Below are 25,948 nucleotides of genomic sequence, written 5' to 3'. Positions count from 1 at the left end.
TCTCTTATACTTATTATATTAAACTTAAATCATACCTCTAACTTACAAGAGAAAGAAAACTCAGCTATAAACTTATAGGTTATCTAGATTTCATATATCAGCCTACAGCTTGGTTGTACATCAAAATATTATACATATTTAAATAATTTACTCAACAACAATAGTCATAAACTTTACTTATCGGAGAAAAACGGCTGAGCTATATGTATAGGGATAACAGTTATAGGTTCAGATTTTTCCATCACATAAACCCGTTTTTTTGATAAGCTTGTAGAGATAATGGAACCCTTAATTAGGACATATTGGCAATGTTTCCGGATAAGCGGAGGCATAAGTGTTATTGCGCCAGCAGTTATCACTTCCGGAGCCATCCCAGAATAGATCAACTCCGGGTACTGGTATAGGAAGTTCAGGAGGAGCGGTACCATTGTCATTCACCTCATTATTTACAACCTGTGCTCCATCTGGATTTGGTTCTATAGAAGAAAACTTTTCAGGAGGCAATCCGGCAAGACTTCCTAGTAAGAGTGTGCTTGTCACAGCAATGCCCAGAAAATCATTCCCGGAGACGTTATTATGTTCCACCTTCGTATTATCTGTTCCCACGACTAAAATGCCGCAACCACTCGGCACAAAACTTTCAAAGCCACCACCAGCCTCAGCAAAATTTTCGTGATTGTTGTCTGTCACTTTGTTATCAGCAATTAGAATATCAGAAGAAGTGGTGACCTTTAAGCCAGGCAGAAGCACAGCAAGTATACCTGCTACGTTGTCGTAGCAGTGGTTGTAGCGGGCTATCACCTTAGAACTGTTTTCTATTTCCAGGCCATTTACATTACCAAAAGCTGTGTTATGGTATAACTCAGCATCCTCGCACTGCCCTACATAAATGCCTGTATCCGTATGCCCGCTAGCCACACAATACTCGATAAGCCCCCGGTTAGATGCTAAAGGGAATAATCCATACTCGCCGCAGTTTATGGTGGTTACATGGCTCAGCACATAATCATCTGCCCTGATCATAAACACACCATTTTCCTCAAAATCACGCAGTGTAACGTTATAGAGCTTAAAACCATCTCCATTTTGAGTTACATGAATTCCATCTTCTTCATCAGCGGGATTTTCTATAAAGACATTATCGCTGCCTTTTATTGTAATATCAGGCTTATCAACTTTAATGGCTTCCCGGTAAGTTCCTGACTTGATCAGGATAACATCGCCGGGTTGGGCTTTATCTACTGCTTCCTGTATAGAACTCCCGGGATTTACCACAATATCTGGCTGTGGCCATTCTATTCCAGGAAATGATTCATCTTCACAGGATGTGAGAACGATGGTTAAAAATAAAAATAACAGTTTACCGGTTCTCGCTATCTGCTGCCGGTTGTTTTCATAAATTATAGACGGTTTAAGCATAACACTAACCTTTAAAGCTTTCATTAAATGTTAATCTCATACATCAACAACATGGCCAGTTTACCTTATTATACTTTTAGGTGGTAGGTTCCATGTCTCACGAGCGGGAGCAGACAGATCGTTTCTACCTGTTTGCTTTAGCAGGTAGAATTAATAGCCATAACACTTTTATGATGTGATTAGCTTCGATGCTAGACAAGAATATCTGTGCCGGGGCGTGTGAGTAGGTTTATGTATTTTAGACGTGCCAGCCGTATAAGATAGTAGGGTTTCTCCTCCTGAGAGGCAACCTTGTTTGCCTTTTACTTAGCTACTTTTCCGAAAAAGGCTATTGGAGACGGTGCTACCCAGCTTACTTTAGATGCTTTAAGCTAGTTGCCTATAAGAATCGGGTGATCTTTTAATAGGCTAATTTTATAAATAGAGTATTTGGTATTAAGCTAACTAAATAGCTTCTCAATGTATTTATACTTTTACTCCTATTCCACTAATATGTTGCCTTATTCTGATATACATTTATTTAACTAAAAAGTAGCTACCCTTGTTGAGACTTAACAAATATGGAAGTTTTCAGAGTTGTCTAACATATGTTCTGCTGCACCTGGGTATCTGCTATACTTTGCATAGCTAGCGCATGTATACTTGCGTAGCTCAACGTTAGACTTACGTCACTGTACTTTGCCTTACTCCTACTATAGCTTACCTCCAGGCCTGCTAACAGGTATAAGCACAGCGCTGATCGCCTCTGACGTAAGTCTAAAGTGGCAACTTTACATGCCAGCAGGTCTTTAGATGTGCATTTCTATTGACCCCTATTATACCTTCGCAAGCTTTACCCCCTCATGTATAAGTCAGGGGTTACGTCAATAACATCAAACGCAAAGTATAATTGGGAAATAGCTGCCATAAGTATGATTTTAAATTTTAGCAGCAGCCACTAAAGCAGTACCTACAAAGGCTTATCCGCATTGATTAAGGTTATTTTCCCGTCCTGTTGCGGTGGATGATTAGCGGGAACCGGCATTCCACGCTTCATACTTGTTATTATGGCTTCTGTGCCCACATAAGAATCCCCATTTCTTCCAAATTTTCCGTCTTTACCAGCCTTATACAAAATTTCAATCAGGTGTGTACTTCCATGCTGTTTGCGGCTTGGGTTGTGGTTTAAATTAAAAGGAAAGTTATCTGTACTATAGGTCAGGATAAGGTTGCCACCGTTTCCTCCAGTTCCACCCGATGTGCCGCTCTCTCTCTTGCTACCCATTCTTACATAAATAACATTGATGACTGTTCGGGTCCCGCCTTTACCGTCGGATACCTGATAAGAGGAAATTTTTTTCTTTGGCATTACCCATTTTTACCCTTGTATCCGTTGCCGCCATTTCCACCGCGCGTGTCAATGGTCAGGGAGCCGAGCGCTATGAAATGCACATCTATTTTCAGGTTTCCACCATCTTCACCAGTTGCCTTATCCGTATCTTTCTCCCCATTTTCTCCTTTTGAGCCATTCGCCGCAATGGTACAGTTATCCCCAACATAGGCAACCTTGGCGCTCAGCAGCGCCTTGCTCTCTGGCGTAAACCCAATGGTTGATTTATCGTGCAATATAAGGGTATTTACAAGCAACGCATTTCCTGGTTCTACCTTAAAGACCTCTCCGGACTTTACCTCCAGTTTGGAGAACCTTTGTGTTTGGGCAGTGGCTAAAAGCGAGAGTTGTAATGCTGCAACGAGTAAGAGAATAGATTTTATGTTGATTAAGTTTGGATCGGCTTAGTTAGTGATTAAACAGAATTCAATATGATGACAAGTCAAAATATTGTTATTCTAATATTTAAATTTCAATCCAAAGTTCAAACAATTATTTCTTAATTATCTACACTTTCCTTTATTAGCCATTCAGTTTAGCTTATACTATAGCTGGCCTACAGAGAAAAACAACAGCCTGTTGTTAATAACAAATGGCCTGCAGTTAGCTGCAGGCCATTTATAATAAGGTATACTATGCTTGGATGTTACATTGTACCATAGTAACGGTTGTAACGGTCGTTGTACTCGTTGTTATCTAAAATGCTGTCGCCGTTATCATCCCACAGTCCAAACAAACCATCGGAGTATTCCCGCTCTCCTATCATTTTATCACCGTCTTTGTCCCAGTTGCTGTAGTAACCGCTTTTATCAAATCCGGTTTTAAACTCGTTTTCATCCAGCGTTTTGTCATTATTTGTGTCCCAATCAGCCCAATTCTGGCCATCTAAACCATAATCGTTGTTTGCGGTGGTCCACTCATTCTCGTCAATTTTGTTGTCGTTATTGGTATCCCAGGTGTTATAGAAACCGTTGTCAAACTCATTCTCATCAAGTAGGTTATCATCATTTGCGTCCCAGTCGCCATAGCTTCTGTTAGAGGCGAATGTTGTACCAAATCTGTCATTGTCCCAGGTGTCGGCCACCTCTGTATCGGGTGTAGTTGCGACTACCTCCGTATCATCGGCTGTTTCAGTAGCTTCACCGCCGCAGGATACTAAACCTGTCATAAGTGTAAAGCAAAGACCAGTACCAATACATTTTATTAAATTTAAATTTCCTGTTTTCATAGTTAATAGGGTTTTAAGTTAATCAAAATATCATTCTATATTAATATTTACGTTAATGAACTCCGAATTGGTTTGAATAAAACAAATTTAAGAGTAAAACACCCATCAGAGTAAGGAAAATGGGGCCGTGTGCAAGTGTATAAAACAAAATGTCACATAAAAAGAAAGGAATTTATAGTACTTTACCTTTAGCGATTTCAAAGTAGACCTCCGCCCCTCCTGGCTTAAGTCTTAAGCGCAACGTGGCTTATGAATTTAATGCCGGCAAGTCTGAAGCCTTGCCACCATGCACCCGCACAAGTGACACTTCTCGCTATATTTGCACCAGTTTTACTACTAAAAAAGGAGCCGCTGCCAGTGCTTTCGCACCAACAGCGGCTCTTTAGAAGTATAAAAGCGGACTACTTCAGCACCTCTACGTCAATGTAGCTATCGTTGAAAATGGTTTCGGTGGCTTTTACATAATCACTTGCCTCGGCTTTGTAGGGGTTATCCACGAACTTCTGCGGGTTGCGGGCAAAGAGCGGAAAATCGGTGCTTTGCACCTGAATCATGATGCGGTGGCCTTTCTTGAAGGTATGCAGCACGTCCTGCAGGCGCACGTTCACATCCGTTTTTTGATTTGGCACCAATGGCTCCGGCTTTTCAAAGCTATTGCGGAAACGAGCAGGCATGATCTCGGAGCGCACCAGTTGCCAGTAGTTGCTCAGGATGATGTTCTTGTTGGGCATATAGTCGTTGTTCTCCGTATCGCCCGGATATACGTCGATGAGCTTCACGATGAAGTCTGAGTCCGTACCCGTAGAGGCTACTTTCAGGTGCGACATGATCTCGCCGCCAAGTGTTACGTCCTTATCCAGCACATCAGTTTGGTACACCAGCACGTCGGGGCGGCGGCCGGCAAAGCGCTGGTCTTCGCTCATATAGTTGTGCGGCGTAAAGCCCATGGTGGTGGTATTGTCTTCGGTGTAGGGCACGGGCTTGTCCGGGTCGCTCAGGTAAGAAACAGAACCGGCAGCAGCAGGCGCCGTCATGCTAATTTTGCCATCGGCGCCCAGGTACAACTGCTGGTGCGCCACATTAGCGGCTGGCCACTGGTCAAAGGTTTGCCATTCTTTCTTGCCCGTATCAAACATGTAAGCTACCGGTAAGTCACTGTTTTTGTCGCCGTTGCCTTTCAGGAAATGGTGGAAGAATTTCGCTTCAATATTCTTCTGATAAAAAGTTGCGATGCTATCACCGAAGTATACATTGCTGTGCATGGTATGGCCTGTTTCGCGCGACCAACGGCCGTGGCCGAACGGCCCCATCACAATAGAGTTATAGGCCTGCGGATCTGACTTCTTGATCGTCTTGAACAGCTTCAGTGGGCCTGTCAAGTCTTCGGCATCAAACCAGCCGCCCACAAACATGATGGCCGGCTTTACCTTGCCGTAATGCGGCGGCAGGCTGCGCTTCTTCCAGAATTCGTCATAGTTAGGGTGATTAATGGTTTCCTGCCAGTAAAAGTTATCGTGGTAATACTTGTCGGCATTGGTCAGCGGGCCCAGGTCCAGGAAAAACTGGTAGCCGTCTTTAGTGTCAGGCTTGATCATCTGGGTCGTGTACCAGGCTTTGCTGGTGGTATCGGTTTTCTGCACGCCAAACACCGGATATGTAAAAAAGTAGCTCTCCAGGAAAGCGCCATTGTGATGAAAATCATCAAAAAAGAAATCCGAGATCGGTGCCTGTGGCGAAGAAGCCTTCAGCGCCGGGTGACCGGACAGAATGCCCGCAGCGGCATAGAAACCCGGATAAGAAATTCCCCACTGCCCCACGTTGCCATTGTTGCTATCCACGTGCTTTACCAGCCAATCAATGGTGTCGTAGGTATCAGAGGCTTCGTCTACGTCTTTTTTCCCTTTCTTATTGTCGATGATCGGCGTCATATTTGTCCAGGTACCTTGGCTTTTATAGCGGCCGCGTACGTCCTGGTACACGAAAATGTAGCCTTCTTTCATCATCGTTTCAGAAGGCCCCAGGTGCTCCGGGAACTTGTTTGCGCCATATGGAGCAATGCTGTAACAGGTGCGCTGCATCACCATCGGATACTTCAGCTTTTTGGATGCGTCTTTGGGTGTATAGATCGAGGTGAACAGTTTCACGCCGTCGCGCATGGTAATGTATACATCCTGCTTGTTATAATGCTCCTGGGCATAGTTGTTTTGGGCTGATACGGTGCCGTAGAAAAGCAGCGCCAGCAACAACAGTAAATATCTTCTTTTCATTAATGAGTTATTAGGTTAGGTGATAAATTTAATAGTATAAAAAGCGTCTCCAGTTTAGCTCGTTTGTTCTTAAACAGGAGCATACCGCTAATTAGCGAGGTATTTGCATGAATACGATTCGTTTACATACTGGCCAGGAAGAAGACAGGTATAATTGTTTATACTTGTATGCCGCTCTAGCAGTGCCATTCTCGGGCTATACTTGCCTGTTCCATAAGCTGCTTTTTCGCTCCCCGCCAAATTTGCTGCTATGCAAATTATGAAAAATACAGCTCCCAGAAAATAAATGCTGTTGCAACTAGCTTCTTGGGAAATTACTTAGGAAGTAAGCAGGGGGTAAACTGACCGGTAATAATCCTGTAACGGCACATCACCTATCAGAGATGGCTAATTAAAAACATTGTGGCAAAACAAATCAGAATTCCATACTTACCAGGGCAGGTAGTACCGCCTTCCCTGTCTCAAAGCTGCTGGTTCGCCTGATAATTTCCTCGCCTCTTTAAGAGAATACAAAATACTGAATCTCGTTTCCGTCCTAAAACTTATGTATACCTTTCCAGCCTAACGGCGTAGAAACAGCAAGTCTGTCGTAATTGGATGAAGCATCGATTACGGACTATTTCTATTCCTCAAACTATAAAAATCATACATGCAGCTATTTTACTTAATACAGGAGCAGATTGCCAAACCCGTTCAGGAAACGCACCACAGCGGCGTTGAAGATACTGTGATCAGCGCCGTACAATGGCTAAAACTGGGGGTTGAAACGATCGGCGCCCTGATCATCGGCTTAGGCGTTTTGATCGCCGCCTACTATTTTATAAGAGCCCTTATTCCGCCGCAGGTGCAAAGTTATAATAAGATACGTCTGGTGCTGGCCCGTTACCTGGCGCTGGCGCTGGAGTTTCAGTTGGGCGCCGATATTCTCTCTACTGCCATTGCTCCTTCCTGGGACCAGATAGGTAAGCTTGGCGCCATAGCTGTGATTCGAACGATGCTCAATTATTTTCTGACCAAGGAAATGGAGGAAGAACGGGAGGCCACCGGCGAAGGTGATGACCGGACTTTAGCACCCTCCTCTCCTCCCGTAAAAGAATAACCGCTTCGCTGTGATTTTGTAACAGCTCGTGCCAGCCCCGTTCTGTAGCTCTTTACAAAGGAGCGACAGGCAGAGAAACTTACAGCAAGCGTAACTCTGAAAAGCTTTTAGCAGCTCCCACTTCTGTAGGGCCGCTACCGCTATCCAACTCTTTTTCGTACTTTTGCCGTGTACTTTACAAGCGTTTCTGCCTGGTGCTCCCTTTACAGCGCCTCCACTTTAAGCGCCTACACAAGCCATGGAACCGATCAGATTAAATAAATTTATAAGCGATACCGGCGCCTGCTCCCGCCGCGAAGCCGACAGGCTGATTGAACAAGGCCGCGTAACCGTGAATGGCAAACGACCCGAAGTAGGCGCCAAGGTAAAGCCCAAAGATCAAGTGCGCGTAGATGGCAATTTGCTGGAGGTAGATGCCATAGAACCGATATACCTGCTCCTAAACAAGCCCGTTGGTATTGAGACCACCACCGATACTTCGCAGCGCGACAACATCATCAGCTTTACAAATTACCCGGAGCGAATTTTCCCTGTTGGCCGCCTTGATAAAGATTCCGAAGGTCTCATCATCCTGACTAACGACGGTGACATCGTAAATAAGATCCTGCGGGCAGGCAATCGGCATGAAAAGGAGTATGTAGTAACCGTAGACAAGCCCATCAACGCGGACTTTGTTGAGAAGATGAGCAATGGCGTAGCTATACTTGGGGTAAATACAAAAAAGTGCTTTGTAGCGCAGGAAGGCCCTAACAAGTTTAGGATCATACTTACTCAAGGCATGAACCGCCAGATCCGCCGCATGTGCGAAGCGCTTGGCTATGAAGTGCAAACCCTGCAGCGCACGCGCATCATGCATTTGTCTCTAAAGAAGTTACCCCTGGGCCAATGGCGCAACATGACGGAAGCAGAAGTTGCTGAATTGCAACGACAAGTGGCTGGCTCTACCAAAACCGAAGAAGGCTCTGGTGGCAAGAAACGGACTGATACTGACGATCTCCCTGCCAAAAGAAACAACAATAAGGCGCCGAAAGCTTCCTCCACCAACAGACCTGCCCGGTCTGGCGTAACTCCAAAGAACAATGCCAAAGGACATGCTGCGCCGAAGCGCGACAAGCCGAAGAGCAGCGCCGGAAGCGGCAGAGGGGCGCGTGGAGCGGCTAAAAACAGCTCCGCTGGAGGTGGACGAAGAAGTGGCACGCCTAAAAGTGGTAAGCGGCGTTAAGCGGCAGTTCTGTGTTCTCTCTAAGTGGTATAAGTATACGGTTCTCATCATCAACACCTTTCTAGACTTAGGTTAAAGTGCTGTTAGCTTTATACCTTTCAGCGCTTACGTACCTGTCAAGATCTCTGCAGTAGGTTAATCAATCCTATTCTCGTAATTTCGTATCTTATTAAAAGGCGCTTAGAAAGCAGGCAGCTGAACAGCAGCTTGTATATCTCGCCCCAACATCGAATGGAAAAAAGATTAAATAAATTTATTAGTGATGCCGGTTTCTGCTCCAGGCGCGAAGCCGACAAGCTGATTGAAGAAGAACGGGTGACGGTAAACGGCAAACTACCGGCCCCGGGCACTAAGGTGACTGCCAAAGACAAGGTAAGGATTGATGACCAGCTGCTGCAGGTGCGGGAGGAGGAACCCGTTTTTCTTGTGTTCAACAAGCCCGCCAACATGTCGGCCAACGCTGACCCGGGGGTACGCGACAACGTGGTACGCGCCATCAATTACCCCGCTTCCATACTTCCTATCGGCCACCTGGAACGAGAGGCTGAAGGGCTCCTTTTCCTGAGCAACAACAGCGAGTTGGTACGCAAAATGACACGTGCCGATAACAGGTATGAGAAGGAGTATATTGTAACGGTAGACAAGCTGCTTGCGCCTGATTTTATTCAGAAACTAAGCAGCGGTGGTGCGGAAGAAGCGGGTGAGGCAAAGAAGAAGAATCATATCTCCAAAGAAGGCTCGGCGCGATTTAGAATCATCCTGCAACCCGGTACGAATCATAACATCAGAAGAATGTGTGAGTCGCTGGGATATCGTGTAGTGCACCTGGAGCGCGTACGCATTAACAACATAACACTGGCAAAGCTCGCCACCGGTTTCTGGCGTCAGCTGACCGCACAGGAGGTAGAGGAACTGGTACAGGTAGCTATAGCCGGTAAAGGTACCCTAAATGGACAGCTTGAAAAAAGAAACACTTACCAGAAAGCCTTCTCAGCTGCGGGTGGGCACTCAAAAGGACGTAGCGCCAGCGCTAAACCCGACCGCTCAGGAGCTGCCGGTAAAGGCCGGCCTGAAAATACTACCTCCAAGCGTAACAACACTGCGAAAAGCAGCTCAGGCGCTGCAGGCAGAAAAACTTCGGCCAGTGAAGGCTTTAAAGATTCATCAGGCAGAGGCCGTAAACCCGGTGGAGCGACGCCTGGCAAAAGAACGCCGGCAGGCCGCTCAGGTAGCAAAAGCAGTACTCCCCGCGGAAACTCCGGCAAGCAACGTTAACATCAATTATTTAAGCAAAGCGCCTGCAAGATTATGTGCAGGCGCTTTGCTTTTATACGTCAGGTACAACTTCTTTATTTCGGATTTTGAGCTTGCAGCTCACCGCGCACTAACCTGCCCGAGGTGGTGATGCTTTCCAAGGGCCAACCCCCGAGTGTACTGGCACCAGGCTTCAGGGCAGAAGCTGATTCCAGTTTATCTGCAACTGACCAGTTGCACCACGAAATATGATACCGGTCTAGAAAATGCCACCACGCCCTTGTTTCCGCTTCATTTACAGGACCATCGCCGCTGGCTTCGCAGGTGCCAAATTCTGTTACCATCAGCGCCACGCCACTGTCCAGCGCCTTCTGGGCAATATCCCGCAGCTCCTTTTTGTGCGTTGCAGCATAAAAGTGTAATGTATAAGCTACGTTCTTGTCTGCTATCGGATCGGCAGCAGCCTCATCTACCCGCTGCGACCACTCAGGCGTGCCGCAGATAATAAGGTTGTCCGGGTCGTGCTCCCGGATAGCGGCAATCACAGCCTCACTATACGGCTTTATCACCCCCGACCAGGGCACATCAACCGGCTCGTTATAGATTTCATAGATGACATTGGGTTGATGACCGTAGCGCCGTGCCATCTCTGAAAAGAACGTTTTAGCTTCTTCTGTATGATCCTGCGCGTGATGATCATGCCAGTCGATGATGACGTACATGCCTTCCCGAATGGCCCCATCTACTAAAGCCATCACCTTCCGTTGCTCCTCCTCAGGGTGGGTCAGGTAACCCCCTGATTCAATGCCCATCGCCGCCCGCACAATGGTTGCACGCCAGTCATTCTTAAGCCAGGCCACCGTTTCAGGATTATAATATTTGCCCTGCCACTGGCTCCAGAAATAAGACATACCCCGCAGCTGTACCGGGTTACCTCTTTTATCTACAATGCTGTTCCCCTGCACCTGTAGTTGCCCGTACCGCTCCACAGGTGTATCCGTTTTTCCTGTTCTGAAATCTTGCCTGGCAGTACTGCACCCCATACAAAAGACCAAAAGTGCAACGATGGCGCTATTACCGAAAGCACGTAAACAAGTATAATATGTAACCATGTATAAGATTTTAAGGCGTAACACTAACTATACGAGCACCGCAATAAATAGCTGACAGGCTTCGCTTCTGATCATTAATAAGGCAAAATGATCAAAGCAGCATTATAAAAAAGCCCCGGCGAATTTGCGCCGGGGCTTTTTTATAATGCTGGGTGTTGTTAATGTTCCCAGGTCCCCATCTTGCCCAATTGATAATCGCGGAAGGCCTCGCGTATCTCATTTTCCGTGTTCATTACAAAAGGACCGTGCGATACGACCGGCTCGTTGAAAGGCTGAGCATGTCCGAAAAGGAGCACGGCATCTTCCAGCGCCTCCACCTGGAGTTCCTCCCCCTCGTTTTCAAATTCTACCAGGTGCAGTTTCTCTACTGTTTCGCCATTCACCTTTACTGCCCCGCGCACAACATAAAAGAAGATGTTTCGCGCTGCTGCCACTCGCGTAGTAAAGCGGCTGCCTTTTTCCATGTCGATGCTGCTCATGCTGATGTCGCTGAGCGAATCGATGGGGCCTTTCACATCTCCCCAGGTGCCGGAGACCACATGGACCTTCACCTTTCCACCATCTTCGGTGGCCGTTGGAATCTGGTCTTTCTGAAGCCCGACATACTTGGGCTCCACCATTTTATATTTTGCCGGCAGGTTAAACCACAGCTGCAGGATCTCCAGCTTGCCTCCCTTCTTTTTGAAGTCATCAGAAGAGATCTCTGCGTGAATTAGTCCGCGGCCGGCGGTCATCCACTGCACGCCTCCGGCCTCAATCACACTTTGCCCGCCGCCAGTATCCTGGTGCATGATGTCGCCTTCCAGAATAAAGGTCAGCGTTTCGAAGCCCCTGTGCGGGTGCGGCCCGAAAGGCAGCCCGCGGTTGTTGGGGCCATACTGCTGTGGGCCATGGTGGTTGAGGAACAGGAAAGGGTCGATGTACTCGACCTCGCGTGTGGGTAATGCCCGATACGTGATCAGATCATCTACCGGGGCCGAAATGGCTTTGTATTGCTTTTTGATTTTTCGCATAGTCACTAGTTAATAATTGCGCTTATACTATATATGATCAGGTGCTAAAACTTATACTTACCCGAACAGGTCGGAGGACAGATAGCGGTCGCCGCGATCGCAGATAATGCAGACAATGACGCCCTGCGTTAGCTCATCGATGAGTTTGGTGGCGACATGCACGGCACCTCCGCTGCTCATGCCGGCAAAAATGCCTTCCTCGCGGGCCAGCCGCCGGGTCATGGCCGTTGCCTCCTCCTGTGATACGTCTATCGTGCGGTCTACCCGTTCTGCTTCAAATATCTTTGGCAAGTATGCTTGCGGCCAACGCCGGATGCCAGGTATCTGCGAGCCTTCCAGGGGTTGCGCCCCTATGATCTGCACGTCCGGGTTCTGCGCTTTCAAGTAGCGCGACACCCCCATGATAGTGCCCGTCGTGCCCATCGAGGACACAAAGTGCGTTACGGCGCCCTCAGTGTCATTCCAGATCTCAGGGCCGGTGGTGTGCACATGGGCCAGGTAGTTGTCTGGGTTGGAGAACTGGTCCAGCACCAGGTAACCGCCTTTTGCCACCTGTGCATGCACGTAATCAATAGCCCCTTCCATCGCATGCTCAGCGGGTGTTAGGATCACCTTTGCCCCATACGCTTCCATGGTCAGCACGCGCTCTTTGGTTGCGTTGGCGGGCATTACCACTTCTATTTCTACGTTGAAAAGCCGCGCAATCATGGCCAGGGCGATGCCGGTATTGCCGCTGGTGGCCTCTATCAATTTTACACCGGGCTTCAAATCGCCGCGGTCCAGGGCACCTTTGATCATACTATAAGCGGCTCGATCTTTCACGCTGCCGCCGGGGTTATTGCCTTCCAGTTTAGCCAACAGCCGAACGCCCGGCTTGGTATTAATGTGCGTTAGTTCTACCAGCGGCGTATTGCCTATATAATCGAGTACAGTGGGCATAAAAAACTCTTGTTGTTACAGTTAATGTATCAACAGCAAATGTAAGCGTTAGTTTTTGTATCTCCGCATACCGCAAGTCAGGGCATTTCCTATTCTTCTAAAGCGCCATACTCATACTTAACATAACTATCCCACCCATACAATATGCATAACTGGACATCTGCTGTTGCTGGCTGTGAGTTAGTGCTGCAGCATGTTTAACAAAGCTTCGGCAGCAGGCTCCGATGAGGCCGGATTCTGGCCCGTAATCAGCAGCCCATCAGTGACCACATAGGGCTGCCAATCCTCTACTTTGGAGTAATTCCCGCCGAGTTCCTTCAGCTTATTTTCGACAAGGAACGGCACAATATCTGTGAGTTTAACAGCAGCCTCTTCGGTGTTGGTAAAGCCCGTCACTTTTTTGCCTTTCACCAGTGGCTCTCCATCGGGGGTTTTGGCTTCGGCTAGCACGGCCGGGCCATGGCACACGGCAGCAATGGGCTTCTGCTGCTTATAAAAATCGCCGATCAGCTTAATGGAGTCCTGATCGTTTGCCAGATCCCACAGTGGTCCGTGGCCACCGGGATAGAAGATGGCATCAAAGCCCTCCGCTTTTACGTTGTGCAGCTTTACGGTCTTAGCAAGTTTATCAAGCAGCTCTTTATCATGGTAGAAGCGCTCAGTTGCCGAAGTCTGGGCCGTTAGCGCCTCGCTTTTCGGATCGATAGGTGGCTGTCCGCCTTTGGGGGAAGCCAACGTAATGTTGACGCCTGCATCAGCCAGGGTATAATAAGGAGCGGCAAGTTCTTCTACCCAAAAGCCGGTTTGCTGCCCGGTATCTCCCAGTTTAGCATGTGAGGTTAGCACAAATAATACATTCATAGTTACACTTTTTGGTTGCTTCAGCTTATGTGTACGAAGCATCAGGCTTTGAGTGGGATTTCCCTGCTGTTCGTACCCTAAAACGGAGTCTAAATACATATTATACTACTCATGTATTGCTGCTCCGCTCTATTTATGTGCAGATCAGGCCATGAGTTCAACAACTTAAGCCGGTCCTAATGCGACAAAGGTTTTTAAGTAAAAGATCGTATCTTCAACTTTGCAGGTAATCCGTTTTCAAGAGAGAAGCTTTTCAAAGATGAAAAGAAAGTAGTTATGCTAAACGTAAAGCATCACTCCCATTTTGCAATTTATACCTGTTAAGATTCTCATAAGCCAACAAGCTTAACCGACCAAAAGAACTGCATGAAGAAAATTGTTTCTCACCTCACCTTTCAGGTAATTGTGGCCATACTAGTAGGGGTGCTGGTTGGCATGAGTTTTCCAGGCTTTGCGCCTACCGCCAAGCTCATCAGCCAGACGTTCATTAACATGATCAACATGCTGATTGCGCCCATCATTTTCTTCACCATCGTGTTGGGCATTGCCCATATGGGTGATATGCGGAAGGTAGGGCGAGTGGGTGGCAAAGCACTGCTATACTTTGAGGTAGTCACGACCTTTGCTATTGCCATTGGAGTGGTTATAGCCAATGTGCTGCGCCCTGGCAGTGGCGTAGCAGTAGCTGCCGGCGACGTAGCGGAGGTAGCTGCCTATACTACAAAAGGTGCCGCTGGTATTAACTGGGGTGAGTTTGTGGCGCATATTGTGCCGCATAACCTGTTTGCCTCCTTTGCCGAAGGCGACATCCTGCAAATCCTGTTCTTTGCCGTGCTCTTTGGCTTCGGCCTGAACCGCATGGGCGCTGCAGGCGCTTCGCTGCTCGTCACCTTCGACAAGATCTCCAAAGTATTCTTCAACATCATGAAGTTTGTGATGCTTTTAGCGCCGGTGGGAGCTTTTGGCGGCATGGCTTTCACGGTGGGTACCTATGGCCTGGAGACACTGCTGCCCATGGGCAAACTTATGTTGTCGGTATACCTGACGATGGCCCTTTTTATTTTTGGCGTACTGGGCCTGCTCTGCTATTTCTATAAATTCAGTATCTGGCAATACTTGAAATTTATTCGCGAAGAGATTCTGATCGTACTAGGTACCTCCTCCTCAGAATCGGTGCTGCCAAGTATGATGACGAAGATGGAGCGCTTCGGCTGCTCAAAATCGGTGGTGGGACTTGTGATCCCGACAGGCTATTCTTTTAACCTGGATGGCACAGCTATTTACTTGTCTATGGCTACGCTTTTCCTGGCGCAGGTCTACCACATTGACCTTTCGCTGGGGCAGCAACTCACCATTATCGGGGTGCTGATGATCACCTCCAAAGGAGCGGCGGGCGTTACCGGAAGCGGCTTCATTGTGCTGGCATCTACCCTTTCGGCGCTACAGGTGATACCGGTAGAGAGCATTGCCATTCTTCTGGGGGTAGATCGTTTTATGTCGGAGGCCCGTGCCATTACCAACATGATTGGCAACGGCATTGCAACCGTTATCATCGCTAAAAGTGAGGACGAGTTCAGCGAAATGGCTTACCAAGCAGCCATAAACCCGCAGAATACACTCGACCTGATCGAAGAAGAACCAGAAGGCATCGGGAGAAGCGAGCGTTATTCCTAAAGGTAAGAGCTTGTCTGCCGCCAGCATTTTCCTCCTGTGCAGCAATATTGCTTTTAACCGGCTCACGTTCTTTTATAACCTCTAAAGCCAGTGCGAAAGCTAAATCCTACTGTCCTTGATAGGATTGATAAAAAAATTTAAGCGCGTTAAATAATTTTCTCAGCGTTGACCCTTCTTCAAATAGTTTTGCAGAAGAATATGGCTGCTAAGTTGTAAATTGCAGGTATAGTTTACCTAGTCAGCAAGCCTATCCGAAAGATCATCCACATTGATATGGACGCTTTTTTTGCGTCGGTGGAGCAGCGCGATAACCCGGAGCTGCGCGGAAAACCTGTCGCCGTAGGTGGTTCCAAAGCACGGGGCGTTGTGGCTGCTGCCAGCTACGAAGCCCGCAAGTATGGCGTGTACTCGGCCCTTGCTTCCAGAATCGCTGCGCAACGGTGCCCCCACCTCCTCTTTGTGAAGCCCCGCTTTGACGTATACAGTGCCGTATCGCGCCAGATCCGCGAGATCTTCCATACTTATACTGATCTGGTAGAGCCGCTGTCGCTGGACGAAGCTTACCTGGATGTAACTGAAAACAAGATCGGCATGCCCTCGGCCACAATCATTGCCAAGGAAATAAAGGTTCGTATTCTGGCTGAAACAGGTCTAACCGCTTCGGCAGGCGTGTCTTTCAACAAGTTCCTGGCTAAGATCGCCTCTGACATGAACAAGCCCAACGGCCTGACGTTGGTGACACCCGATAAGGCGGAGGCGCTGGTAGCCAGCTTGCCGATTGATAAGTTTCATGGCATCGGCAAAGTAACGGCAGCAAAGATGCAGGCCATGGGCATCGTAACAGGTGCTGATTTGCGCGAACGATCGGAAGAGGAACTGATCCGCAACTTTGGCAAGGTAGGCCGCTACTATTACCACATTGCCCGCGCCGAAGACAACCGCGACGTGCAACCGCACCGCATCCGCAAGTCTATTGGCTCAGAGCGCACCTTTGATGTGGACCTAGTAGAAGAAGCTGATATGCTGGAGCGCCTGCAGTACCTGGCCGAGGAAGTAGCCGGGGACATGGCACGACTACAAGCCTCCGCTAAAACCGTGACGCTTAAAATAAAGTACTTCGATTTTACGCTGAACACCCGCAGCCGGACCTACCTCAGCGCATTCAACAGTGCCGATGCCCTCTATACCATTGCCCGTGAATTGCTCCAAGCGCCCCAACTGCCGCAGTATCCGGTGCGCCTGCTGGGCATTAGTGTCTCTTCGCTCCTCTACCAGCACGACCGCCTGCAGGAAGGTTATCAGCTTACGCTGGAGTTTTAACATCCCCCTTGCCGCACTACTATCAGCCATCCTGCGCAGCAGATCAGAAAAAAATCACTTACACGCCCAAGTATAACTGAACCCCTTTAACCAAATAAGAATACATTGCCTCCAAAGAAAGACAATGCTCATGTAAACCACGCTAGAAATTACCTCATATCACTTGAAAATAAACAAAGTTCTCTTAAGCAAGCACACAACTCCGAAGCCGAGGTCAGGATAATGAAATATTTACCGTAACTTTGCAGCCCATAAGCTTAACCCAAACTTATGGCTGCTAAATATATATTTGTTACAGGGGGCGTGACCTCCTCCCTCGGTAAAGGTATCATTTCCGCTTCACTCGCCAAGTTGCTGCAAGCGAGAGGCTACTCTGTAACTATTCAAAAATTCGATCCTTACATTAACATAGACCCCGGAACACTGAACCCCTACGAGCACGGAGAGTGCTTTGTAACGGAAGATGGTGCCGAAACAGATCTTGACCTGGGGCATTATGAGCGTTTCCTGAACACTCCCACCTCGCAAGCCAATAACGTAACTACGGGTCGCATTTACTATAATGTGATCATGCAGGAGCGGGAAGGTGCTTTTCTGGGCAAAACTGTGCAGGTGGTGCCCCACATTACCGATGAGATCAAGCGCCGCCTGCTATTGCTGGGCCAAACAGGCGAATATGACATCGTAATTACGGAAATCGGAGGTTGTGTGGGCGATATTGAATCACTCCCCTTTATTGAAGCTGTGCGTCAGCTCCGTTGGGAACTGGGGGTGCACGAGTCCTGTGTGATTCACCTGACCTTGGTGCCGTACCTGAAAGCTGCCGGCGAATTAAAGACCAAACCGACCCAGCACTCCGTACGTGCGCTGTCGGAGGCGGGGGTGCAGCCGGACATTCTGGTATGCCGCTCCGAGTACCCGATTCCGATGGAGATGCGTAAGAAAATAGCGCTGTTCTGCAACGTAAAGACTAATTCAGTGATCGAGTCGCTGGATGCGGAAACGATTTACGATGTGCCGCTGCTGATGCGCAAAGAAAAGCTGGACGAACGTGTAATCAGCAAATTGAAGCTGACGCATAAAGCCGAACCGAACCTGGAGAGCTGGAAAGAGTTTCTGGGACGCCTTAAAAACCCGACAGCAGAAGTAAATATCGCGTTGGTAGGCAAGTATGTCGAGCTGCCAGATGCTTATAAATCCATCATCGAGTCGTTTATACATGCGGGTGCAGCCAACGAGTGCAAAGTAAATATTAAGTGGTTTCAGTCAGAGAACATCAACGGCGAGAATGTGGCCGCGCTGCTGGGCACCATGGATGGCGTGCTGGTAGCCCCGGGTTTTGGCGAGCGTGGCTTTAAAGGCAAGCTGGAAGCGATCCGTTTTGTGCGCGAAAACAATATTCCATTCCTGGGCATTTGCCTGGGCATGCAATGTGCCGCCGTAGAGTTTGCCCGTAACGTGCTGGGTCTGGCAGATGCCGCCTCGACAGAAATGGACCCGAACACGCCGCACCCGATCATCGATATGATGGCTGATCAAAAAGAAATCACGCAAAAAGGCGGCACTATGCGATTAGGTGCCTATACTTGTGAACTAAAAAAAGGCTCCAAGGCTTATTCTATTTACGGGAAGGCCAAGATATCTGAGCGTCATCGCCATCGTTATGAGTTCAATAACAAATACTTAGCTGACTTTGAGCAGGCGGGTATGCTAGCAACAGGCATTAACCCGGCCACCGGACTGGTAGAAGTAATCGAGCTGCACACACACCCGTGGTTTGTTGCGGCGCAGTATCATCCGGAACTCAAAAGCACGGTATTAAACCCCCATCCGCTCTTTGTTAAATTTGTAAAAGCGGCCATTAATTTCGCTAAATCTAAATAAGCAACATACACACAAATCAACAAGTATTAAATGGATAGAAATCAAGCGATTGGCTTTGGATTGATTGCCGCACTTCTGCTGGTATATTCTTTCTTTTTCGCAGGAAAGAAAGAGGAGACAGCACCGAAGGCTGCTACCGAGCAAACAGCCAGAGTACAACACCTTACTGACACAACCGCAATTGCTGCAAACGACTCACTCACGCAGGCCCGCAAGGCAACCGCGCTGGGCGTTTTTGGGGCTGCAGCAACTGGCGAGGCCACCAGCACCACCATCGAGAATGAGAATGTACAGATCACGTTCAGCAGCAAGGGTGGCCAGGTAAAAAAAGTAGTCCTAAAGAACTATAAAACCTACCAGGGAGAGCCCCTAGTGTTGTTCGACAGCAAGAGCAGCGATACAGATATTTCCTTCACCACTTCGGACGGAAAGCAAGTGCAGCTCTCCGATCTATACTTCAAGCCGTCAGCTATCCAGAACGTGCAGGCCACTACAGGGCCTGCCAAAACAATTACCTATCGTGCCAGCATTGGCAACGGCCAGTACATCGATCAGGTGTATACGTTGTATGATAATAGCTTTCAGCTAGGCTATAAGCTTAATTTCAACGGCTTCAATGGCCAGATCAGCGGCAACAACATGACGCTTACCTGGACCGACCGCCTGAAGCAACTGGAGCGTGACATCCAGCAAAACCGCCGCAAGTCCACGATTAATTACTACACTGTTGCCGATGGTTTTGAGAAGCTGAGCATCTCAGACAAGGAACAGACGGAGAATGTGCAGGAGCCGATCAAGTGGGTTGCTAACAAGCAAAACTTCTTTACAGCGGGCATTATTGCCGGCAACAGCTTCTCCGGCGCTACGATGACAACGGCCCTGGACCCGGCCGACTCGGCGGTGGTAAAAGCCTTTTCTTCTAAAATTCTGATACCGACGCAGGATGTGCTAAGTGGCAAAGGCGAGTTCATGTTCTACTTTGGCCCGAACGATTACCAGATCCTGAAGCACGTGGGCAATGATTTTGACCGCAACCTGGACCTGGGCTGGGGCATTTTCTCTTACGTGAACCGCTGGCTGATCATCCCGGCCTTCGACTTCCTGGAGAACTACATCGCCAATTATGGTATCATCATCATTCTGCTGGTGCTCTACATCAAAACCATCCTCTTCCCGCTTACTTACAAGTCGTATACTTCAATGGCGAAGATGAAGGTGCTGAAGCCAGAGATTGACGCCATCAAAGAGCGGAACGATGGCGACATGCAGAAGACGCAGATGGAAACCATGAAGCTGTACCAGGAGATGGGCGTGAACCCGATGAGCGGCTGTATTCCAATGCTCTTGCAGATGCCGATCCTGTTTGCGATGTTCAACTTCTTCCCGAACTCCATTGAACTGCGCCAGGAGTCATTCCTATGGGCGACTGACCTCTCTACCTATGATGTGTTCCTGAAGCTGCCATTCGTGATTCCGTTCTATGGCGATCACGTGAGTTTGTTTACCTTGCTGATGACGGCTTCTACCATACTTTATACCTGGTCTAACAACCAGATAAACTCCACCATGCAGGGGCCGATGAAGTATTACAGCTACCTGATGCCGCTTATCTTCATGTTCGTGCTGAACTCCTACCCTGCCGGCCTGAGTTTATACTATTTCATGTCGAACATGGTGACGTTTAGCCAGCAGGCGCTTATCCGTAAGTTTGTGGACGAAGGCAAGGTGCGCGCCAAACTGGAAGAGAACAAGCACAAGCGCAAGGAGAAGAAGAAAACCGGCGGCCCATCATTTACCGAGCGGATGCAGGAAGCCATGCGTGCTGCACAGGAGAAAGAGCAGCAGAATAAAAAAGCTAAAAAGTAGATCCCTGCCGCGCCTGTGCACGGCCTGATCTAAGTATAAAAAAAGCCTCTCTGCCAGCCAGGAGGCTTTTTTTTATGGCTATACTTGCTGTAGAATCGTAAGAGAAATCAACACGTGTAGTATGAAAAAGATCCTGATAAAATCTACGCTGCTGCTACTGGTTTTTACCGCAGCAGCCTGCCACTCGGGCACCGACGAGCCTAAGAGTATCGCCAGCACCCACCCGAAACTGGAGAAGCAGCTGGCCCGGGATGCTGTGGAGACGCCTATCTCCTCAAACGAGAACCCGGACCTGTATGACCAGTACCGCATTACACTGCAGGAGTATGAAAACAGTGGCGACTATGCCGTGCAGGACATGTACCGCGGCCGCTTTTACCCGTTGGATGAAAGCAGCAGTACCGAAGCCCGCAAGTACAGAACTGCCCTGGCCCAGGGGCTGAAAGGAGGCGTGAATTTTGCCGGGCAGTATACGGTAGTAACCATAGGCTGCGGCACCGGCTGCCAGACGCACTATGTGGTGGACAGGCAAACTGGTAAAGTACTGGATAAAGTGCAGAGTAGTATAGGCGCCCGGTTTAATGCCAATAGCCGTTTGTTCATCATCAACCCGCCCGATTCTACTATTAGTTATGACCATTGCTACGACTGTTCTCCGCAGGCATTTATTTTTGAAAATGGCAGGTTTCGAAAAGTAGAAGCACCTAAAAAGTAATATGCATCTGTTTCAGCTACACCTTCGCACCTGTCTCAAAGCCGTTATACTACTCCTTATGGGAATTTTCTGCTGGAGCGGGTGCACTACTTCTGCCGTTTGCCAAACCTCAGCGGCCGGCCAGCCGGCAGAATCGCTGTTGTTCTTTCAAAAAACACCCTGCTACGGTACCTGCCCTGCCTACGATGCGATGATCTATGCCAATGGAAGTATAACGTACACCGGTTACCGGTACGCCCCTGTGCAGGATACCGTCCAGTTTTGCCTGCCTAAACAGGACCTGCAACAGCTGAAAAAAGATATCGAAGCACTCCACTACACCTCCCTCCAGGACAATTACCGCGCGCAACGCACCGATATGCCGTCCACTTATCTTACTTTTTACAAGGAAGGCCGCGAGGCAAAGCGCATCAGGCATCAGCAAGGTGGGCCGGAAGCGCTGCTCCAGTTTAAAGGAAAAGTAGAGCAGCTTTTTACAGACTTATTAGCAAAAAAGCTTGCAGCGGAACAGAAGTGATATCGGGTAGTACACTACATAAAACATATACAGTTCTTAGTCGTCCGGCCGTTTGTATAACTATATACATACTCTCCTGAAACTTTATCTTCTAATCAAATGGGAGGAAAATGCTTGATCTGTTAAGGACTTATACTATAAATGTGCCCGGAGTGATTGCCGATAAAGATTAGTCATGGCCAGAACAACTAAAGGTGTTAAAGTTAACGCTGCCGGCAGCCGGAATGGCGTAAGCTTGGAAATGAAAGGGGTAACGCGGAACACGCTTGACTTGAAAGTTTCGCCGGAGGACACAGGTGGAGAACTGGCTATATTTGAACAAACCGGACATACGCCTCATGGTGGACCTCCTTTGCACATCCACCCTTTTCAGGATGAAATATTTTATGTACTGCAGGGCGAGTACCTGTTTCAGGTAGGCGATGAGCAGTATGAACTGAAAACCGGTGATACTATTTTTCTCCCCCGCCAGGTTCCGCATGCCTTTATACAACTCTCAGATGAGGGCAAAGTACTGGTCATCTACCAGCCAGCAGGTAAAATGGAAGCGTTTTTCAGGAAAACTGCTGCCTGGACCTCGCCCCCTTCAGCAGAAGAAATTGCACGAACCTTTGCTGAAAACGACATGCACGTGGTTGGTCCTCCTTTAAGGCTTAACTAACTAGCAAAATACCTTTCACGCCGGATGCCCGCTAACTCATTCTGCAACAAAGCGGTACAACTATTGCTATACTTTAGCTTACTTTGCCTTCTCTTTACTTTTTTAGAACTGAAAAGGCACTTTATTAAATAATTTGTATATTGAGTAAGCTTAGGTTGGCATTTTGCTGAAATCAAACACAGCTTAAACAACATGTAAGCGCAGGTGTTGTTTACACTAGTTTCAGACAAATATTTAACACGATATTTGTTGCTGATTAGCGGAGCAAGAAGCACCTTTGGCAGAAGAAAGCACAAACAGGGGCTCCCGAAGTTCCGGAACGTAGTTATACTTATATCAAGAACATCATTAACAGACATATGACCATGTGGCGTACCGTAATTATCGGAACAGGAAGCTATATACCAACCGAAGTAAAAAAGAACCAGGAGTTTACGGCTAATAGCTTTTACACAGAGAGCGCCGCACCGATTGACTCCCCTGCTGAAGTAATAGTAGAGAAGTTCAAGAAGATCACCGGCATTGCAGAACGGCGGTATGCAGCCCCACACCTCACCACTTCCGACATCGCCACGATCGCAGCCGAGCAGGCCCTGAAGGATAGTGGCATCGACCCCGAAACACTAGATGTGCTGGTAGTTGCGCATAATTTTGGTGATGTGATCAAAGGCACCATTCAATCGGATGCCGTGCCGTCGCTGGCCAGCCGCGTAAAGCACAACCTGCAGATCAAGAACCCGAATTGCGTTGCTTATGATATTCTTTTTGGCTGCCCGGGCTGGATACAGGCGCTGATACAGGTAGATGCTTTTTTTAAAGCAGGGATCGCCAAAAGAGCATTGGTAATTGGTGCAGAGACACTGTCGCGCGTCATTGATGATTACGACAGAGATAGCATGATTTTTAGTGACGGAGCTGGTGCTACGGTGGTGGAGTACAAAGAAGCAGAACAAGAAGGTAGCGGCATCCTGGCCAGTAGTGCTCTCAGCCACAGCAATGATGAGGCTTATTTCATCAACATGGACAAGTCCTACTCTCCTGACAGTGACCCTGATGTACGATACATCAAGATGAAAGGCCGCAAGGTGTATGAATACGCTATTAAAATGGTGCCAGAAGCCATGAAGTGTTGCCTGGATAAATGCGGCATAGGTATAACAGACCTGAAAAAGATTTTCCTGCACCAGGCAAACGAAAAAATGGATGAAGGAATGGTACAGGCCTTCTATAAGCTATACGGCACGCGGGATATTCCGGAAGATATTATGCCGATGAGCATTCATTACCTGGGCAACAGTTCGGTAGCTACCATTCCCACCTTGTACGATCTTGTGAACAAAGGAAAAGACGACAAGCATGAGCTACAGCCGGGAGATGTTGTGCTGTTTGCCTCTGTTGGAGCAGGTATGAACATCAATGCCATTTGCTACCGCGTATAAAGTCATACTTATAGCGCCTTTTTAGTAGCGCTTTACTGATAAGCTCATTAAGGTAACAGCTCCGGCCCCATCTGCTCCCGCTATTCTGATAAGCGGGAGCAGATGGGGCCGGCTTAATTTGGGGCTAACTGATGTTTTCTCCTGCCCATCTCTTTCTCACAGCAGTCGATTCCTCAGCTGCCTGTTTACTATCCGCTTCCGCGTGCCTGCATGCTTTCCGTGTCAAGTATAACTATTCTCCTGTTATACTATAGGGCTACCTAAATGTGCTATCAGGCAATTTATTCAGCATAGCTTGTGCCGGCCCTTAAGTTACCCAACAGGTCAGGCCGGGTGCTCCTACAAATTTAGATTATTTTAAACGTATAGCTCTCACACCCGTACAAATTAGAGAAGGCTTTCAGTAGCCCGCACACGGAAAAGCTATATTTCAATATGGCAATAAATTAAGAAAATGAGCAAACCATCAGATAAAATACAATCAGAATTCGACCAGAAGCTCCGCGAGAGTATGGCCGAAAAGCAGGCACGTATACCGGCTGATGAGCAGGTTGTTCCTGATGCAGTAAACACTGCTGCCAAGCCGGCTCCTGCAGCTTCTGCCGCGACAAGCCCTAGAGAAACGGAGGTTATTCCGGTAATTGAAGAGCAGGTAAACGTAAGCAAGCAGACGGTGGAAACAGGCAGGGTACACATCTCTAAAAGAGTACATACTGCTGAGGAGATAGTAGACGTTCCTACCGCTCATGAAGAAATTGACGTGGAGCGGGTGGCGGTAAATCGCTATGTGGAATCCGCCCCTGAAGTACGCTATGAAGGTGATACCACTATTATTCCCGTAATGCGGGAAGAGGCAGTGGTTGTTAAACGCCTTATTTTAGTGGAAGAACTGCACGTAACCAAACGCATTGTGCGAACACACGAACAGCAGCAGGTGTCCGTTCGCCGCGAAGAAATCGATGTCAATCGGGAAACAAACGACACGGATTTTGTAAACCAAGTCTGAAAACCAGACTTGTGTAATTTGTAACACTAAGCTAATTAAAACTATGGAAAAACAGACAGTAATAGGAATTTTCGATTATGGAGTAGACGCACAGATGGCCGCACAACAGTTAATGAAGAGTGGCATCCCTGATAATAACATTGATCTTGCCGTAAATGGCGCTCAGGAACGAGCAGCTAATGCAGAGTTGCGCAATACTCCGGACGCTAAAAATGAACAAGGAACAGAGAACTTTTTCGGTTCCCTGTTTAACGACCGTGATGAGTCCAGCAAGTATGCAGAAGTGGCAAAGCACGGTGCTGTATTAACAGTACACGCAGATTCAAAAGATCAGGCAAAGCGCGCAGCTGAAATGCTGGACAAGTGTGGTGCCATTGACGTGAACGACAGGGCGGAGAAATACCGCAGCGTTCCGAAGGAAAACAGGGCCAAGTGGATCAACTCTAATGCAGCCATACCTGTGGTAGAAGAAAAATTACAGGTAGGCAAACGTGAAGTAGAAACCGGTGGCGTACAGTTGCGAAGCCGTATTGTGGAGCGCCCGGTTGAAGAGCATCTGCGCCTGCGTGAAGAACACGTAAACGTAGAACGTCGCCCGGTAAACCGTCCGGCGAATGAGAAGGACCTGGCCGGCTTCAAAGACGCAGAGATCACCATGACAGAACACGCAGAGGTGCCTGTCGTTAACAAAGAGGCACGTGTAGTGGAAGAAGTACGACTCAACAAAGAAACCAATGAGCGTGATGAAACCATTCGTGGTACGGAACGCAAGCAGGACGTTGAAATCGATAAGTTAAAAGACCAACGTGATGATATGCGTAACAAGCGCGATATTTAATTGGATAGCTAAGAGCGTAAAAACTCTTCGGAATACAAAAGGGCAGCTGTTAATACGGCTGCCCTTTTTTTGTCGCCCCAATATGGTAATGTAATGGCCGCACTATCCCTAAACTTAAAGGCATTCATCCTATACTGTATACTTGCACTGTTTTCCGAGCGGATGAACTGTTTGCCTATACCTCCTACAGCTGCTTTAATTCATTAATTCAGCGTTTTGCCTTAACTTGCTACCGTTTAGGCTTG

At 48.0% G+C, this 25,948-nt stretch carries 22 protein-coding genes; 13 read left to right on the top strand and 9 right to left on the bottom strand.

From position 1 onward, the window contains the following. Nucleotides 1-288 precede the first annotated feature (288 nt). The 5 genes from ABDW72_RS02605 to ABDW72_RS02585 form a co-directional block, all read right to left on the bottom strand. The gene (locus ABDW72_RS02605) at nt 289-1,443 is read right to left on the bottom strand and encodes a parallel beta-helix domain-containing protein (RefSeq protein WP_347156894.1); all 1,155 of its coding nucleotides are present in this window, start codon (nt 1,441-1,443) and stop codon (nt 289-291) included. A 925-nt stretch (nt 1,444-2,368) separates the two neighbouring features. After that, entirely contained in the window at nt 2,369-2,767 is a 399-nt protein-coding gene (locus ABDW72_RS02600; protein ID WP_347156893.1) for a hypothetical protein, read from the bottom strand. Further along, nucleotides 2,767-3,024, bottom strand: a complete 258-nt coding sequence (locus ABDW72_RS02595) for a hypothetical protein (RefSeq protein ID WP_347156892.1) — start codon at nt 3,022-3,024, stop codon at nt 2,767-2,769. Before ABDW72_RS02595 ends, ABDW72_RS02600 begins: the two co-directional genes overlap by 1 nt. Before the next feature lie 410 nt (nt 3,025-3,434). Further along, nucleotides 3,435-3,956: a hypothetical protein gene (locus tag ABDW72_RS02590; RefSeq protein ID WP_347156891.1), complete on the bottom strand. Its 522-nt coding sequence runs from the start codon at nt 3,954-3,956 to the stop codon at nt 3,435-3,437. A 461-nt stretch (nt 3,957-4,417) separates the two neighbouring features. Continuing rightward, a complete protein-coding gene (locus tag ABDW72_RS02585; RefSeq protein WP_347156890.1) occupies nt 4,418-6,283 on the bottom strand; it encodes a CocE/NonD family hydrolase in 1,866 nt (621 codons plus the stop codon). A 649-nt stretch (nt 6,284-6,932) separates the two neighbouring features. On the opposite strand from ABDW72_RS02585, the gene ABDW72_RS02580 reads away from it, so the two are divergent. The 3 genes from ABDW72_RS02580 (at nt 6,933) to ABDW72_RS02570 (ending at nt 9,879) form a co-directional block, all read left to right on the top strand. Further along, nucleotides 6,933-7,382, top strand: a complete 450-nt coding sequence (locus tag ABDW72_RS02580; RefSeq protein ID WP_347156889.1) for a DUF1622 domain-containing protein — start codon at nt 6,933-6,935, stop codon at nt 7,380-7,382. A gap of 238 nt (nt 7,383-7,620) precedes the next feature. Continuing rightward, the gene (gene rluF / locus ABDW72_RS02575; protein ID WP_347156888.1) at nt 7,621-8,604 is read left to right on the top strand and encodes a 23S rRNA pseudouridine(2604) synthase RluF; all 984 of its coding nucleotides are present in this window, start codon (nt 7,621-7,623) and stop codon (nt 8,602-8,604) included. Between the two features lie 231 nt (nt 8,605-8,835). After that, the gene (locus tag ABDW72_RS02570) at nt 8,836-9,879 is read left to right on the top strand and encodes a pseudouridine synthase (RefSeq protein ID WP_347156887.1); all 1,044 of its coding nucleotides are present in this window, start codon (nt 8,836-8,838) and stop codon (nt 9,877-9,879) included. Between the two features lie 74 nt (nt 9,880-9,953). Here ABDW72_RS02570 and ABDW72_RS02565 read toward each other — a convergent pair whose 3' ends face one another. From ABDW72_RS02565 to ABDW72_RS02550, 4 genes are all read right to left on the bottom strand, one after another. Continuing rightward, nucleotides 9,954-10,901, bottom strand: coding sequence for a glycoside hydrolase family 5 protein (locus ABDW72_RS02565; RefSeq protein WP_347156886.1), 948 nt, complete (start codon nt 10,899-10,901; stop codon nt 9,954-9,956). Nucleotides 10,902-11,128: 227 nt separating this feature from the next. Next, on the bottom strand, nt 11,129-11,983 hold the full coding sequence (locus ABDW72_RS02560) for a pirin family protein (RefSeq protein WP_347156885.1): 855 nt from the start codon (nt 11,981-11,983) through the stop codon (nt 11,129-11,131). 57 nt (nt 11,984-12,040) lie between these two features. Next, on the bottom strand, nt 12,041-12,922 hold the full coding sequence (gene cysM / locus ABDW72_RS02555) for a cysteine synthase CysM (protein WP_347156884.1): 882 nt from the start codon (nt 12,920-12,922) through the stop codon (nt 12,041-12,043). Nucleotides 12,923-13,102: 180 nt separating this feature from the next. Further along, nucleotides 13,103-13,783 carry a type 1 glutamine amidotransferase domain-containing protein gene (locus ABDW72_RS02550; protein ID WP_347156883.1) on the bottom strand — a complete coding sequence of 227 codons (681 nt, stop codon included), beginning with the start codon at nt 13,781-13,783 and terminating at the stop codon, nt 13,103-13,105. Between the two features lie 366 nt (nt 13,784-14,149). On the opposite strand from ABDW72_RS02550, the gene dctA reads away from it, so the two are divergent. From dctA to ABDW72_RS02500, 10 genes are all read left to right on the top strand, one after another. Then, nucleotides 14,150-15,457 carry a C4-dicarboxylate transporter DctA gene (dctA, locus tag ABDW72_RS02545; RefSeq protein WP_347156882.1) on the top strand — a complete coding sequence of 436 codons (1,308 nt, stop codon included), beginning with the start codon at nt 14,150-14,152 and terminating at the stop codon, nt 15,455-15,457. Between the two features lie 225 nt (nt 15,458-15,682). Next, a complete protein-coding gene (dinB, locus tag ABDW72_RS02540; RefSeq protein WP_347157074.1) occupies nt 15,683-16,777 on the top strand; it encodes a DNA polymerase IV in 1,095 nt (364 codons plus the stop codon). 270 nt (nt 16,778-17,047) lie between these two features. Next, nucleotides 17,048-18,661 carry a CTP synthase gene (gene pyrG, locus ABDW72_RS02535; RefSeq protein WP_347156881.1) on the top strand — a complete coding sequence of 538 codons (1,614 nt, stop codon included), beginning with the start codon at nt 17,048-17,050 and terminating at the stop codon, nt 18,659-18,661. Between the two features lie 30 nt (nt 18,662-18,691). Beyond that, complete coding sequence (gene yidC, locus ABDW72_RS02530) at nt 18,692-20,527, top strand: membrane protein insertase YidC (protein ID WP_347156880.1); 1,836 nt, start codon at nt 18,692-18,694, stop codon at nt 20,525-20,527. A gap of 121 nt (nt 20,528-20,648) precedes the next feature. After that, nucleotides 20,649-21,242 (top strand): hypothetical protein, encoded by a 594-nt coding sequence (locus ABDW72_RS02525; protein WP_347156879.1) that lies wholly within the window; start codon nt 20,649-20,651, stop codon nt 21,240-21,242. 58 nt (nt 21,243-21,300) lie between these two features. Continuing rightward, entirely contained in the window at nt 21,301-21,759 is a 459-nt protein-coding gene (locus ABDW72_RS02520; protein WP_347156878.1) for a DUF6438 domain-containing protein, read from the top strand. Nucleotides 21,760-21,934: 175 nt separating this feature from the next. Then, a complete protein-coding gene (locus tag ABDW72_RS02515) occupies nt 21,935-22,420 on the top strand; it encodes a cupin domain-containing protein (protein ID WP_347156877.1) in 486 nt (161 codons plus the stop codon). A 365-nt stretch (nt 22,421-22,785) separates the two neighbouring features. Further along, nucleotides 22,786-23,859, top strand: a complete 1,074-nt coding sequence (locus ABDW72_RS02510) for a 3-oxoacyl-ACP synthase III family protein (RefSeq protein WP_347157073.1) — start codon at nt 22,786-22,788, stop codon at nt 23,857-23,859. A gap of 454 nt (nt 23,860-24,313) precedes the next feature. Then, the gene (locus tag ABDW72_RS02505) at nt 24,314-24,865 is read left to right on the top strand and encodes a YsnF/AvaK domain-containing protein (RefSeq protein ID WP_347156876.1); all 552 of its coding nucleotides are present in this window, start codon (nt 24,314-24,316) and stop codon (nt 24,863-24,865) included. A gap of 43 nt (nt 24,866-24,908) precedes the next feature. Beyond that, on the top strand, nt 24,909-25,703 hold the full coding sequence (locus tag ABDW72_RS02500; RefSeq protein WP_347156875.1) for a YsnF/AvaK domain-containing protein: 795 nt from the start codon (nt 24,909-24,911) through the stop codon (nt 25,701-25,703). The last annotated feature ends 245 nt before the right edge of the window (nt 25,704-25,948 follow it).

Source organism: Pontibacter chitinilyticus, from assembly GCF_039748935.1.
GTDB classification, from domain to species: domain Bacteria; phylum Bacteroidota; class Bacteroidia; order Cytophagales; family Hymenobacteraceae; genus Pontibacter; species Pontibacter chitinilyticus.
The sequence above is the reverse complement of the archived record's forward strand: the minus strand, read 5'-3'. Positions and strand labels throughout refer to the sequence as shown.

Bases quoted from the DNA above. Each gene is read 5' to 3' on its own strand.
- ABDW72_RS02605 (WP_347156894.1), bottom strand. From the start codon at position 1,443: ATGAAAGCTTTAAAGGTTAGTGTTATGCTTAAACCGTCTATAATTTAT.
- ABDW72_RS02600 (WP_347156893.1), bottom strand. From the start codon at position 2,767: ATGCCAAAGAAAAAAATTTCCTCTTATCAGGTATCCGACGGTAAAGGC.
- ABDW72_RS02590 (WP_347156891.1), bottom strand. From the start codon at position 3,956: ATGACAGGTTTAGTATCCTGCGGCGGTGAAGCTACTGAAACAGCCGAT.
- ABDW72_RS02585 (WP_347156890.1), bottom strand. From the start codon at position 6,283: ATGAAAAGAAGATATTTACTGTTGTTGCTGGCGCTGCTTTTCTACGGC.
- ABDW72_RS02580 (WP_347156889.1), top strand. From the start codon at position 6,933: ATGCAGCTATTTTACTTAATACAGGAGCAGATTGCCAAACCCGTTCAG.
- rluF (WP_347156888.1), top strand. From the start codon at position 7,621: ATGGAACCGATCAGATTAAATAAATTTATAAGCGATACCGGCGCCTGC.
- ABDW72_RS02570 (WP_347156887.1), top strand. From the start codon at position 8,836: ATGGAAAAAAGATTAAATAAATTTATTAGTGATGCCGGTTTCTGCTCC.
- ABDW72_RS02565 (WP_347156886.1), bottom strand. From the start codon at position 10,901: ATGGGGTGCAGTACTGCCAGGCAAGATTTCAGAACAGGAAAAACGGAT.
- ABDW72_RS02560 (WP_347156885.1), bottom strand. From the start codon at position 11,983: ATGCGAAAAATCAAAAAGCAATACAAAGCCATTTCGGCCCCGGTAGAT.
- cysM (WP_347156884.1), bottom strand. From the start codon at position 12,922: ATGCCCACTGTACTCGATTATATAGGCAATACGCCGCTGGTAGAACTA.
- ABDW72_RS02550 (WP_347156883.1), bottom strand. From the start codon at position 13,783: ATGAATGTATTATTTGTGCTAACCTCACATGCTAAACTGGGAGATACC.
- dctA (WP_347156882.1), top strand. From the start codon at position 14,150: ATGAAGAAAATTGTTTCTCACCTCACCTTTCAGGTAATTGTGGCCATA.
- pyrG (WP_347156881.1), top strand. From the start codon at position 17,048: ATGGCTGCTAAATATATATTTGTTACAGGGGGCGTGACCTCCTCCCTC.
- yidC (WP_347156880.1), top strand. From the start codon at position 18,692: ATGGATAGAAATCAAGCGATTGGCTTTGGATTGATTGCCGCACTTCTG.
- ABDW72_RS02525 (WP_347156879.1), top strand. From the start codon at position 20,649: ATGAAAAAGATCCTGATAAAATCTACGCTGCTGCTACTGGTTTTTACC.
- ABDW72_RS02520 (WP_347156878.1), top strand. From the start codon at position 21,301: ATGGGAATTTTCTGCTGGAGCGGGTGCACTACTTCTGCCGTTTGCCAA.
- ABDW72_RS02515 (WP_347156877.1), top strand. From the start codon at position 21,935: ATGGCCAGAACAACTAAAGGTGTTAAAGTTAACGCTGCCGGCAGCCGG.
- ABDW72_RS02510 (WP_347157073.1), top strand. From the start codon at position 22,786: ATGTGGCGTACCGTAATTATCGGAACAGGAAGCTATATACCAACCGAA.
- ABDW72_RS02505 (WP_347156876.1), top strand. From the start codon at position 24,314: ATGAGCAAACCATCAGATAAAATACAATCAGAATTCGACCAGAAGCTC.
- ABDW72_RS02500 (WP_347156875.1), top strand. From the start codon at position 24,909: ATGGAAAAACAGACAGTAATAGGAATTTTCGATTATGGAGTAGACGCA.